This is a genomic window from Dactylosporangium sp. NPDC049140, from assembly GCF_040648435.1.
The window spans coordinates 1-12991 of sequence record NZ_JBEZDS010000023.1 but is presented as its reverse complement, the minus strand read 5'-3'; the positions used below and the strand labels follow the sequence as shown (position 1 = coordinate 12991).

The 12991-nt window shown below is 69.2% G+C and carries 11 protein-coding genes and 1 pseudogene; 2 read left to right on the top strand and 10 right to left on the bottom strand.

Annotation, left to right across the window (positions count from 1 at the left end; translation table 11 throughout):
• Position 1 precedes the first annotated feature (1 nt).
• From AB0B76_RS31345 to AB0B76_RS31300, 10 genes are all read right to left on the bottom strand, one after another.
• On the bottom strand, positions 2–1078 hold the full coding sequence (locus tag AB0B76_RS31345) for a hypothetical protein (protein ID WP_360382453.1): 1077 nt from the start codon (positions 1076–1078) through the stop codon (positions 2–4).
• Positions 1079–1237: 159 nt separating this feature from the next.
• Positions 1238–2203: a hypothetical protein gene (locus tag AB0B76_RS31340; RefSeq protein ID WP_360382240.1), complete on the bottom strand. Its 966-nt coding sequence runs from the start codon at positions 2201–2203 to the stop codon at positions 1238–1240.
• A gap of 286 nt (positions 2204–2489) precedes the next feature.
• Positions 2490–3476 (bottom strand): SAM-dependent methyltransferase, encoded by a 987-nt coding sequence (locus AB0B76_RS31335; RefSeq protein ID WP_360382238.1) that lies wholly within the window; start codon positions 3474–3476, stop codon positions 2490–2492.
• Between the two features lie 705 nt (positions 3477–4181).
• Complete coding sequence (locus AB0B76_RS31330; RefSeq protein ID WP_360382236.1) at positions 4182–4865, bottom strand: GNAT family N-acetyltransferase; 684 nt, start codon at positions 4863–4865, stop codon at positions 4182–4184.
• The gene (locus tag AB0B76_RS31325) at positions 4862–6415 is read right to left on the bottom strand and encodes an APC family permease (RefSeq protein WP_360382235.1); all 1554 of its coding nucleotides are present in this window, start codon (positions 6413–6415) and stop codon (positions 4862–4864) included. Before AB0B76_RS31325 ends, AB0B76_RS31330 begins: the two co-directional genes overlap by 4 nt.
• A 113-nt stretch (positions 6416–6528) precedes the next feature.
• On the bottom strand, positions 6529–7176 hold the full coding sequence (locus AB0B76_RS31320) for a GPP34 family phosphoprotein (RefSeq protein ID WP_360382233.1): 648 nt from the start codon (positions 7174–7176) through the stop codon (positions 6529–6531).
• 390 nt (positions 7177–7566) lie between these two features.
• Positions 7567–8427 carry a helix-turn-helix transcriptional regulator gene (locus AB0B76_RS31315; protein ID WP_360382231.1) on the bottom strand — a complete coding sequence of 287 codons (861 nt, stop codon included), beginning with the start codon at positions 8425–8427 and terminating at the stop codon, positions 7567–7569.
• 22 nt (positions 8428–8449) lie between these two features.
• Positions 8450–8965: a DUF6879 family protein gene (locus AB0B76_RS31310; RefSeq protein ID WP_360382229.1), complete on the bottom strand. Its 516-nt coding sequence runs from the start codon at positions 8963–8965 to the stop codon at positions 8450–8452.
• Positions 8946–9170: a hypothetical protein gene (locus tag AB0B76_RS31305; RefSeq protein ID WP_360382228.1), complete on the bottom strand. Its 225-nt coding sequence runs from the start codon at positions 9168–9170 to the stop codon at positions 8946–8948. The genes AB0B76_RS31310 and AB0B76_RS31305 overlap by 20 nt, the downstream gene beginning before the upstream one ends.
• A 226-nt stretch (positions 9171–9396) precedes the next feature.
• Positions 9397–9690 carry a hypothetical protein gene (locus AB0B76_RS31300; protein WP_360382226.1) on the bottom strand — a complete coding sequence of 98 codons (294 nt, stop codon included), beginning with the start codon at positions 9688–9690 and terminating at the stop codon, positions 9397–9399.
• A gap of 320 nt (positions 9691–10010) precedes the next feature.
• Here AB0B76_RS31300 and AB0B76_RS31295 point away from each other — a divergent pair.
• Positions 10011–10496 (top strand): annotated as a pseudogene (locus AB0B76_RS31295) (transposase); the annotation flags it as partial.
• Between the two features lie 465 nt (positions 10497–10961).
• On the top strand, positions 10962–12833 hold the full coding sequence (locus tag AB0B76_RS31290; RefSeq protein WP_360382224.1) for a DUF262 domain-containing protein: 1872 nt from the start codon (positions 10962–10964) through the stop codon (positions 12831–12833).
• The last annotated feature ends 158 nt before the right edge of the window (positions 12834–12991 follow it).

The window sequence follows — 12991 nt, the reverse complement described above, 5'->3', positions numbered from 1 at the left end:
GTCAACTCCTCGTCGTTGGTCTACAGGCCGGCCGGATCATGTCGCCGGCCTGTGCCGGGGTGGGGATCGCGCGCAGCAGCTGGTCCAGGGCGGCGGCGTGCCGGGAGGCCCGGAACGGCTCGAGCCGGTGCAGGCACTGCGCCAGGACCGCGGCGTGTTCGGCCGTGCCCTGGATGCCGCGCAGCCACCGCACCCGGTCGACCACGTCCGCGGCGTCGGTGACGTGCAGCTGCGGCGGGACGAACACGTCCGCCATGGCCAGTTCCGCGGTGGCCAGCGGCAGACAGCCGGCGGTCACGGCTTCGAACAGCCGCGAGCTCATCGCACCGACCGAGGCGTAGCGGTCCGGCATGAGCAGCACCGTCGCCACCGACCGCCGGTGGATCGTCACGACCTGCGGATAGGGCACCCGGCCGGTGAACCGCACCTGCGGCCACCGCCCGGCACCGGCCCACTTCCCGGCCACCTCATGCACCAGGTTCCGCGCCGCCGGCACGAAATACCTGTCGAAAGCCGCGTCCCGCTCGTAGCGGTTACCGACGTACACCAGGTCGGTCGGCCGGTCCAGCGCGACCAGCGCGGCCGGGTCGGCCGCGTCGAGGAGCACGTCAGGGACCGGGCAGGGCAGGGACACCACACCCGGTACCTGCCGCAACGCGAAGTCGGCCACGACGACGTTCGGCAAGCCGCGGACCGGATCGTCGGGCTGCAGCTGCCGGTCCAAATCCCACACCAGCGTCGGTGTCCCGGCCGCCCGCGTGTAGTGCTCCAGCAGCTCGACCTGCCGGTGCAGGTCGCAGGTGTGCCCCGCCGAGCCGCACGGTGTGTCGTTGCGGCCCGGGAGCCGCCACCGCCACTCGAACACCAGAGCGTCCAGGGGCGGCAGCCCGTCGTCCCACCGGAAACCGGGCACCAGATCGCCCGCTTCGACCCGGTCCCGGTCCTGCTGCAGGAACACCACCTGGTGCCCGGCGCCGCGGAGCCCGTCGACGACGGCGCGGCGGTAGCTGCGCGCACCGTCGGGGGTGTCGAGGACCCCCGGGCCGAGAAACCCCCACATGCTGTAGCCGATCCGCATCCTCATGCCCCTGCCTTCCTCAACGCCGCGCGTGCCGACGGCGCATGACGGGGGTGATGCCACCGGCATCACCGTTGACGGGTCGGCGAGCGGAAGACTCGCGCCACCGTGACGTGCGGCGGCGAGCGCACGCCGGGAACTGCGTGGCCGGTGCGGTCATCAGGAACACCCGACCGTCGGGGTGTGCACGTCTGGGGTGTACGTGCTGGTCACCATCAGCAGATACGTCTCGTTGCCGCCGGTCGGATCCGATGGTGGTGTCGCGCCGGGCCGCCGCTGTGTGCGGCTGTGGCTGGCCAGCAGCCGCCCAGATGCCGCATCGAAGATCAAGGTCTTGGCGACGGTGAAGGGCATCGGCGGCTTATACATCCAGGTAACGCCGACGCCGATGCGTCCAGCACGGTCGGTGAGCTGCGGTTGCACGCTGACGCCAGGTTGGCGGGCCAGCATCCGCAGGATGCCCTGCCGGGTGGCCAGCGGCACGAACCGCTGGCTGTACAGTCCGGCGACCTGTCCCCAGACGTCCGGGACGGCGCCGGGAGCTACGGGTTCGTGCAGGATCTGCCGGCGGACGGCGTCCGGGTCGCTGGACATCGGCCCGTCGAAGGGTCCGAGTTCGTTGCCGGTCTGTTCGGCGATGAGCCGGCAGCCGTGGGTCTCGTCGAGTTCGACGGTGCGGCTATCGGCACGGCCGGTGGTCCACAGCTGGGTGCGCCGGACCGCCGGCCCGGCACCGTCCGGGGACGCGGCGCTCGGCGCGGCGGCCGGGTCCCAGATCCGCGCGCTAATGTATTCGAACCGGTCTCGGACCGGGTCGGCCGGGCCGTGGATCAGGTCGTCGGCGAACCGTTCCAGCAGGTCCCTCGAGTCGGCGGCACCGGCGGACTCGGTGAGGCCGAGCGCCGCAGTGGGAGCCGGCCCGGCGAGCTGCGTCGTAGCGTGGTTGCCGATCCGCCCGGCGACGGCAGCGCCAGTGGCGACGATGGCAACGACAGCCGCTGCAGTGGCGGCGACGGTGACCGCTCGGCGCGGTGCACGAGCCAGCCGCTTGCTGCCGGTGGTCGGATCAGTGCCCCCGATCGGGGCGGTGGTGTGATCGCGTCGCTCGACGTCGTCGTGGTCCATCGGTCTCCTCGTGGACTGCACTCGGGCTCGTCCCGGCCGGGTACCGGTCGGTCATTCAGGGCTGGAAGCGGTGCGGGCGGATGCGGCGGCCGCGTGGGTTGCCGGACTGCCTTGGGCCGGGGCCGGGGCCGGTGTGGGTCGGCGCGGTCGCGTCCTTGGAACCGGCCAGGGTTCGCGGGTCGCCGAGGCGAACCAAGGCAAGTCGGCGACGGCGCTTCCTGGCCGCCGGTACACGCGCCGGGTCTTCCCATGCACGACGACGGCGCCGATCCGATGCGGTGCACCATCACGGGTGCACGCCGTCCTGACTGGCCGGCCTCGCCGGCCGTGACGAGAACAGCGCCGAACCGGTCGGCGCGGAACCGGGCTGCGGCACGGGCCCGGCGATGTGGGCGACCAGGCCGTAGCAGGCCACCTCGTCGTCGCGCAGGTCCTGCCCGTCGTCGCGGTCGGGTCGCCACCGGACGACCGGCACCAGCCGCGCGCCGGGCTGGCCGGTCGGTGTGGTGGTACCCGCCGCGGGGGCCGGTGTGGCCGGGGCGGGGTCGACGAGGTGCAGACCGGCGACGAAGCCGGCGATCTGCTCACGGGACCGGGGCCGGTACGGCGTCTCGGAGCCGCGTTGCAGCTGCGGCACCTGGGCTGCGGTGTCGGCGGTCCAGAAGTCGGTGGTGCCGTGGCTGAGCGCAACGTAGCTGCCCGGGGCGAGCGCGTCAAGGAGTGTGGCGACGGCTCGGGTTGCCTGCTCGTCGGTGAGGAAATGCAGGACGGCGATCAGCAGCAACCCGACCGGCTGGGCCAGGTCGATGGTGCGGTGCACGTCCGGGTGGCGCAGGATCGACACCGGGTCGCGCAGGTCGGCGTCGACGTAGGCCGTCGCGCCGTGGGGGTGGCTGGTGAGCAGGGCCCGGGCGTGGGTGAGCACGATCGGGTCGTTGTCGACGTACACGACCCGGCAGCTCGGGGCGATGCGCTGGGCGATGTCGTGGGTGTTCGGCGGCAGCGGGATACCGACGCCGACGTCGAGGAACTGCCGAATCCCGGCGGTACCGGCCAGGTAGGCGACCGTGCGGTGCAGAAACCGGCGGTTCTCCAGCGCGGCGGTGCGCACCGCCGGGAACACGTTCGCGATGGCGTCGCCGGATGCGCGGTCGGCAGCGAAATGGTCTTTGCCGCCCAGCCAGTAGTTGTACCGGCGGGCTGGGTGCGCCACTGAGGTGTCAATCCGGTGGAACGGATCGGCAGTGTCGTCTGGTTGTACGGAAGCGGTCATCACAGTCCTGGGTGGGAGCGGGTAGCTGCCGGATACCTTCCAGCGCTGCAGGAACGAGTGCCGTCGCCCGCAGCAGCGCCACGTACGTTTCGGGTAACGCCGCCACGTGTGGGCCTCCGCCGCAGCAACGGTGGTGTCCCGCGGCTGCTCCCCGAATGGCTGGGCCGACCGGTTGACGTCACTGCGGTGCGCCGCCACGTGCCTGTGTGACGACCACGGGTGTGCCGGTGCCGGTGGCGGCCGGTCCCGTGGTGCCGGAGGTGGCCTCCGCCTGGCACGGACGGAGGCCACCGCGGCGGCGCGGGTGCAACGTCTGAGACGTCGCCGCCGCCATGGCCGGGTGCTGTCCGGTGGACCCGGCCCGTCGCGCCGGACCCGGTTACGCCATCAAGGCGCAGCCCACCCCGGGTCCGGCGCGCCGTCACGTGACCGATCCCCGGTCCCGACCGCGACCGATGCCGGACGTGTGCCGGCGTTCGTCGTCGAAGACGCGGACGGACACGTGCCGGCTGTTCACCACATCGGGCCGGTGCCGCGTCTCGTCCGCGCCGAGCTGCGTCCAAACGGCCTCGAGCGGGAATGCCGTCAACGAAGGCCGTTGGTCGGCTGGGCTGGACCGGCGAGGCGAACCCGCCGAACGTGCCGGCCGCTCCGGGTTCGGGTGTTCGGACGGTTGTGTGTCGGGCCGGTGTGCGGGATCTGGGGTCACTGTGGGCACTCCGCTCGGCTGCCGCGGGAGGCGCCGGCGGGGTCGCCGTCGCTGGGGCTGGGCGTGGGTTGCGGGGTCCGCCACATCGGCCACAGCTGCGGCCCGTGGTCGGGTAGGTGGATCGGCTGGCCGTGGTCGGTGTAGCCGTGGCGCAGGTACAACGCGCGGCTGTGCCGGCTGGACGCCTCCAGATACGCAGGTATCCCGGTCCGGTCGAGGCGGCTGTGGTACTCGGTGAGCAGCGCCGAGCCCAGACCACAGGACCGCCGGTCTGGGTGTACGGCCAGGGCCGCGAGGTGATGATGGGCCGCGGTCGGGTGGCGGGCCGCGAACGCGTCGTCCAGCGCGGTGAACCGACCCGTGTACCGGCCGCAGGCCAGCCACACCCGCCGCGCGTAGTCGCCGATCTCCGGCACCGGCGTGTCCGGGGTGCGGGGCAGCCACACGGCCACCCCACCCTGGTTGCCGGTGATCCACACCTCGCCATGGGCGATGGCGTGCTCGACCACAATCCGGAAATCGGCGTACAGCGCCCGCAACCGCTCGTCCGGGTCCGCCACAAGCCAGGCCGCCACCTCCAAGGGCTGGAACGCGGTCGCGATCAGATCCGCGACCAGGTGCGCGTCGCCGGGCCCAGCGGCGGTGAACAGCAGCGGGACCCGCATCTGCGGGCGGGTCATCGGACCGGCCCGCCCGCCACACCAGTACCCGCGGTCCAGCCGGCGTCGGTCGCGGGCCGCGGGCCGGGCGCGGTCAGGCCGAGCCCGGCGGTGGCAGCCTTGGCGCCGAGGCCGATGGTCGCGTACACGTCCGGGCGTGTGGTCTTGAGGATCATCGCCCAGCCGACGCCGACGAGCGCGACGGCCACGTACCCGGCCGGGATGACCCAGCGCAGCGGTGAGTCGGCCGCGACGTTGAGGAGGACGTCGAACTTCACGGTCGCGAGGGCGGTGATGATCAGCAGCGCGATCGCGGCGAGGGTCGGGGCGACCAGCCGCCGCCACACCGTGTCGAAGGTCCGGTGCCGGGCGAAGTAGACGATCACCGCGAGGGCGGTGGTCGTGATCAGCAGCAGCACGCCGTAGCCGCCGCTGGTGCCGACCAGGAAGAACAGATGGCTGACGGGGTCCCAGCCGGCCGCCACGTAGATGATGATCACGGTCAGGGCGATCGTGCTTTGCAGCATCGACCCGAGCTGCGGCGCGCCGGAGTGCGAGGTGGTGCCCAGCCAGCCGGGCAACACATGCTCCCGGCCTAACGCGAAGGTGTATCGGGCGATGAGGTTGTGGAACGAGATCAGCGCCGCCAGCGCCGAGGTGACGAGTAGCACGTGGCCGACGTCCGCGGCCGGGCCGCCGAGCTGCGCGGCGGCCAGGTTGAACACCACCTCCGGACCCTGCTCCCGCGACGCGGCGACGATCTGATCCGGGCCGGCCGCGACCGACATCGCCCACGCCGACAATGCGTACAGGCCGGCGATCAGCCCCACCGAGATGTAGGTGGCCACCCGCACCGTCCTACGCGGGTCCTTGCACTCCTCGGCGAAGGCCACCGACGACTCGAACCCTACGAACCCGAGATACCCCAGCACGAACACTGCCCCGACCGCCGATACGAACAGGCTGCTCGGTTTGAGGGTGTCGAACGTGACCGTGCCGCCCGCCGGGTGCAGCAGATCGGCGATGTCGAACACCACCATGACGGCGATCTCGGCCAGCAGCAGCAAGGCGAGGACCTTGCCGTTGACGTCGACCCGCAGCATGCCCAGGACCGCGACCACCGACCACGCGATCAGCGCTACCGCCCACCACGGCACGTTGATGCCGGCCCAGTCGCTGAGGAGCGGTTTCACCGCGGCGCCGATCAGCCCGTACAACGCCACCTGCAACCCGTTGTAGGCCACCAGCGCCAGCCACGCCGCCGCGACCCCGAACGGGCGACCCAGACCCTGGGTGACGTAGGCGTAGAACGCGCCCGCATTGGCGACGCGCCGCGCCATGGCCACATACCCGACGGAGAACAGCGCCAGAACCGCCCCCACTACGAGGAACGCGAGGGGGATACCGGTCACGCCGGTCACCGCGAACCCGGTCGTCACCAGGCCCGCCACCACGGTCAGCGGCGCGGCAGCCGACATCACGAAGAACACCACCGCCGGCACGCCAAGGCGATCCCGGGCCAGCGTCCGGGCTACAACATCAACTCGCGGCAACACGCCAGGTTGCATCATCACAGCACTCCGGGGGGAATTGAGGAAGCAGCCGACCGGGGGGGTCGGCACAGGAAGGGCATGGCCAGCGGCGAATGCTGGGTTACGGGCTGTGGCCACGGGGGCGGGGCAGGTCAGTGCGGGGCGAGCACCGTGTCACCGACCGCGGCCTCGACATGCGCCAGCAGGTTGTGCAACGGCGGGGGCAGACCCGCAACCGCCTTGGACAATGCGGTCGTCCCGGCATTGCGAAGTTCCGGCTGCCACAACACCACGCCGGTCAGACCGGTGACGCCGACCAGCCCGGCCAGCATCGCGTCGGGCACGTCGAGTCTTTCCGGCGATTTCAACCGGCCGGCCAGCCGGACCGGCCGCCACGCCATGGCGTTCTTGGCGTTCACGTCGGCCGGCAGATACGACACCCGTCGGAGGCCGAGCCGGCGGTGTTCCTCCCGCCCCAGGACCCGGCCGGTGACCAGCCGGCGCACCACCGCATCCGGTGCCGTCCGAGCCAGAAACGCGAGCCAGGTCCGCACATCACGGTGCTGCACGTAGGTCGTCACGTGCGCGAGAGTGGCGTGCGCGAGCGGGTCCGACGGCGGGCGGCGGTCGATGATGGTGAGGATGCCGCAGTCGATGGTCACCCGCCCGAACAGCACCAGTTCGCCCAGCAACGCACCCGCCAGCCCGAATCCCAGCACCCGAGGATGCAGCCGAGAACGGCCGGTCCGGTCGTCGTACGCCACGCAATAGAAGTCATCAGCCAGCAACACGCCCCACATCTCCCTTGCGTGGTAAGGATTCCTGCAACTTGCAGGTGTGTTCAGACATGCGCGGCGTACCGCCACAGTTCCGGCTGGGCCGACCTGCTACACGCCAACCAATTTGGGCCGCGCTGTTCGACCGCGGTCCCGAGATCCATACGTCGCGCCTAATAGCTGGATGGGGGCGGCCAGCGACAGCCAGCGCAGCATCAGCCGCCCCCGGTCTTTGGGTGCGCGGCGGGCGTGGCCCCTTGGCGGAGTGTTCAGCCGGGGCGACTGTGCTGCCGCCGACCTGCGCCCGCCGCGCTCCGGGTCGGTGGGAACTCGCCGTCCGCCATCGACCCTCGCAGGTGACGCTAGGGCTACGGAAAGCACGACCTCAATGAGTGTGCTCGAACTTGCTCCAACTCAGCCGCGGGAGTGGTCGACCGCCTCGATCGCGCGGGTGATCAACGCCCGAGCGTCGGCCCCGTAGGCTGCAAGGTCGGCCAGCCGGCGAAACGCGTCGGCGTACATCGCGATCTCGTGCGGCTGCGTGATCGTGAGGTGGCCTGAGACCAGTTCTGCGGTGACGGTCTCGTCGTCGAACATCCAGAACCCCTCGACCGGCCACATCGTCGACCGGTCCGCGTCGAGCGGGACGATGCCGAGCGACACCGACGGAAACGAGCTGGCCGTCAGCAGGTACCCTAGCTGGCCGGCCATCGTTTCGGGCCCGCCGATCGGGAAGCGCAGGACGCTCTCCTCCAGGAGGATCGCGAACCGGTGATCGCCCTCGTGGACGACACGCTGCTTGTCGAGGCGGACCTGAGTGGCGGCTTCGATGTCGTCGGGGATGCTGCGGCGGGCCGCGAGCCCGGTCAGCAGCGCTGCGATGTACGCGCGCGTCTGGACTGGCCCAGGTATCAGGCGGGGGTTGTAGATCCGGAACGAGCGGGTTCGCTCCCACAGCGGCACGACCTGCTGTTGCGCCTGACGCAGCCCGGTCCGTTCCATCCGCCGCCACTCGACGAACATGCCCTCGACGGCGTGCAGCGAGGCGATCAGCTCAGTTGCCTGCTCCGGCACGCCGCAGCGGGCGCACCAGGCGCGGATGTCGTCGGGGGTAGGCGTCGTCTTGCCGTGTTCGATCTTGCTGACCTTCGACTCGTGCCAGCCGACGTCGCCGCCCAGGCGCCGCCCCGTAATGTTCGCGTCGATTCGAATCTCACGGAGGCGACGCCCGAGCGCTTGAAGTGCTTCGCGGGCGCTCGACGATGGCGATGCCACGGGCCGACTCTGCTGCTCGACGTTACGCGGGCTGGTACTGCTCGTGCGGGATCGCGCGGTCCCACACGGCTTCGAACGCCAGGCTGCACAGCTTGATCACGTCGGGGTCAGTGACGATCTCGTGGCCGGTCGACTGCCCAATGCCGTTGAAGTGCCCCACCCGTAGGAGCGTGCCGTCGAGGAGCCAGAAGTCGTTGCCGGGAAGGGCCAGATCGGTGGTTTGCCTGCGAGGTAGCCAGCTGATCTGCTCGCCGGCGGCCACGTTGGTGAAGGTGCCGTCGTACTCGAACCGGATGTATTCGCTGATGGGCTCGGAGACGATCCTGGCCCGGCGGATTTCGACGCCCCGGCGGGTCGTCTCGGCGATCACGTCGAGCCAGGGCCGCCACCAGGAGGCGCGGTCAGCGGGGTCGTCCCGATGGCCGTCCTGCCAGGCGATGTACATCGGGTCGGTGGGGTCGTACCCGTCGCGCATTTCGAGGTGGACGGCGGTGTTCTCGCACCGGCGGAGCAGATCCTCAATGGCTGGCGCCGCCACCGTTCACCTCCGAAAAGAACTGCAACATGCGTGGCGGGAGCTCGATTACGGTCTCGTGCTCGGGCAGGTTGAGCTGGGCCAGCCGCACCGGATCTGTGACCTTCCACCCCTGGACGATGTAGTTGCCGGTCTCGTCGTCGCGGTAGACGGTCGGCGAGTCGCCGTTCGGGCTTTCGGGGTCCTTGCCGAGGAACAGTAGCGCCACCGGGGTCTCCTTTGCTCTGATTGTGCTCGAAGTTGCTTTGACAGTCTCTTCCGGGCCGATCGATATCACAAGATGTGCGCCGATCGTTGCTCGACGTTAGCGTCTTGTGGGGCCCGTCTTGACAGGCCGTGGCGCACTGGCGGGCAACGCGATGCTCATCGGCGTCGAGTCGCTCAACCCCGACACGCTGCATCGGCTCTACGCCAAACGCCAAGACCTCACGCATCTACGGAAGATTGTCACCGCCGCCGATGCGGCCGGGGTGACCGTGGTCGGCAGCTACATCCTCTGGCACCCCTGGCAGACCCTGCCCCGCCTGACCGCCGAAATCGTCGCGCTGAACGACTTCGGCCGCTACCGGGTGCCACAGTTCATGGCCCGCAGCCGTCTCCGCGTCATCCCGGGCACCGCCATCGAACGGCAGATCCGCACCGTCGGCCTGCTCGACGAAGGCCCGTTCCACCGCGCATTCCGCACCGCCGACCCCGCCGCAGCGGCCCTCGACACCGATCTGCGGCATTGGTTCACCACGCACGCCGCCCCCGTCATCGCCGGCCTCGACGAACAGCAGAGCGGCGCGTTCCGCCGGAGGCCACCTGGAAAGACCGGTCCGCCCGCAGCCGCCGGCCCCGGCTCAGTGGGGCCGTATCCGCAGGAAACAGAATGCGACCAGCAGCAGGCTGAGTGTCCCGAAGATGGCCGTCTCGTACGCTTGGAGCCGCCAGAACCGGTCCGCCGGATGGTAGGTCACGGCCTGCCGGTAGCCGGCGTCGGCGAGCCGTTGGAGGCATTGCTGCTGGGTGGCCTCCCCGGTGGGCCACAACGGACACCACCGCCCACCCCGACGGCACCCGCGTCATCGTCCGCCGCGAACTGCCCCACCCCGGCGCGCAACTGTCCCTGTTCGACCACACCGTCGGCTGGCGGCACCAGCTCGTCATCACCGATACCCCCTACGGCCACGGCCCGATCCAGTACCTCGAAGCCCGCCACCGCGCCCACGCCCGCGTCGAAGACCGTATCCGCTGTGGCAAACACCCCGGCCTGGGCCGCTTCCCCTCCCGCGAGTTCGCCATCAACGCGGCCTGGCTCGAACTTGCCCTGACCGCCATCGACCTGCTCGCCTGGACCAAAACCCTGCTCCTGCACCGCGATCTGGCCACAGCCGAACCGAAGAAAATGCGCTACCGGCTGCTCCACGTTGCCGCCAGGATCACCCGCAGCGGCCGCCGAACCCGGCTCCGTATCGCCGAAAACTGGCCCTGGGCAACAGATCTAGCCAACGCCTTCACCCGCCTGGCCGCACTCCCACAGCCGATCACCTGAACCACCACCCCAGTCCCATCAACCGAGGGCCACGGAGGAACCAGATACGCCACCCATCGACCACGGTCACGTCAACACGCCGTGCCAGCCTTGATCTAAACCTGACGATTCAATCTCTGTAATGACAGACCGCCCCGGCGATCGCCGACCACGGCAGCGGCCGGTTCAAGCTGCTCATGCTGCTGCACCGGCACCTGTCCCGGGAACTGGCGCGACATGCCGCGTACACGTGGGCCGCCCTGTCACAGGCCACCCATCACCACTGCTACGAGGAGGCGCCGTCCGTCAGTGAGTTGCGACGACTGCATGCGGCGACGACGTCGATCGCTGCGGAGCTGACGGGCGTGGCGGCGAACCGTCCAGCAGGCGCTCCCGATCGAACTTCCCGCGCGGCACATTCCCTTCCGCGTCGTTCGGGGACAGGATAGGACCTCCGTTCCGCAACACGGCAGACCTGGAGGATTGATGGGCGCGATCACGCCTCACTACCGGACCGTCGCCCAGCTGTTGCAGAGCCGAACGTTCTCGGTGGACGACTACCAGCGCGAGTACAAGTGGGACACGTCGAACATCGAGGAACTGCTGTCCGACCTGCTCGGCAGATTCCAGAACGCCTACCGTGACGGGGATGAGCCGAGCGCCGTGGCCGGCTACCCGACGTACTTCTTGGGCTCGATCATCGTGACCAGACGCGGGAACGTCGACTTCCTGGTCGACGGCCAGCAGCGCGTGACGTCGCTGACTCTGCTCCTGATCTACCTCTACCGTGAAGCGAAGCGGTGTGGCTACCCGGTGGCAGCCACGATCGAATCGCTGATCTTCTCCGACAACTACGGGCAGCCGAACTTCAACCTCAAGATCACGGATCGACTGCCGGCCATCCGTGCCCTCTTCCACGGCGAGGATTTCACCGCCGACGGCCGCGACGAGTCGACGCAGGCGATCATCCGCCGCTACCAGGACATCCACGAGTCAGGCGTCATCGAGGAGCTCAGCACGACGGTGCCGAACTTCATCTACTGGTTCATCAACAGCGTCGGCCTGATCGAAATCGTCGCGGATACCGACGCCGACGCATATGCGATCTTCGAGACGATGAACGACCGCGGCAAGCCGCTGAGCCCGGTTGACATGCTCAAGGCATACCTGCTTGCTCCGATCGAGGACCAGGATCAACGAGCCGCCGCCAACCAGACCTGGCGACGCACGGTCCGCACGCTGACCTCCTGGGAACCGGACCCCAACCCAGAACGCGACGCCGTCTTCATCAAGACGTGGCTACGGGCCCAATACTCCGAGACCATCCGTGATCGGAAGGCGGGCGCCACCGACAAGGACTGGGAACTGATCGGAACAACGTTCCACCGCTGGATCCGCGACCAGGCCACGCGGCTACGCGTCGGTGATGCCAAGAGCAACTTCCTGCTGATGACCGAGGAGTTCCCGTTCTTCGCTCGAGCCTATGAGCAGATCCTCGAGGCGGGCCGCCGGTACACCCCGGGATTGGAGGCCGTCTTCTACAATACCCACAACGACTTCACGTGGCAGAGTACTGTGCTGCTGGCACCCCTGGCGGTCGGTGACGACGACACGACGGTACGTCGGAAGATGGGGGTGACCGCCACCTACCTCGACATCTGGTTGATGCGCCGCGTGGTGAACTACATCCGGGTGTCCTACTCCAACGTCAGCTACACGATGTGGATGCTGTGCCGCGACATCCGCAACAAGCCGCTGGACGATCTCATCGACACGCTGCGAGACCGCCTGGCCGATGACGAGGCGACGTTCGAGGGCAACCCTTCACGCAACCGGGACGGCATCTCCGGGCTGGTGTTGAACCAGTTCACCCGGCGCTACATCTTCCACCTGTTAGCCCGGCTTACCGCCTACGTCGAGGCAGGGTCGGGCCGAGCCGACCAGTTCCCCCACTACGTCGACCGGACGGTCAAGAACCCGCAGGACATCGAGCACATCTGGGCAGCCGACTACGCACCTCATGCCCACGCGTTCCCGGACGAGGACGACTTCTGGTACTACCGCGGCCACGTCGGCGCACTCGTGCTGCTGCCCGCGGACGTCAACCGCAGCTACCAGGACCTGCCGTTCGCGGCGAAAGCACCGCACTACGCCAAGCAGAACCTCTACGCCGCCAGCCTGACTAATGCGGCGTATAAGCATCAACCACAGTTCCGTGCCTTCGCCAAACGCGAGGAACTGCCGTTCCGGCCGTTCGACTCCTTCGACCTCAGTGCGGTGCAGGAACGAATCCAGCTTGTGCATGCTTTGGCCAAGAAGATCTGGTCGCCGGATCGTCTGGAGGAATTTCGCGGCTGACGACGCCCACCCGGCAGCCAGCCATCAACGTTTCGCCCGATCGAGTGGCAACCATCCGGACCGACTAGGGCGTGTCCTGCCGATCATGTAGGTGGTGATCGGTGACGATGGGTTGGTGGTTCGTCGTGACAGTTTGACGGATGCGTCGTGGGCGGTGA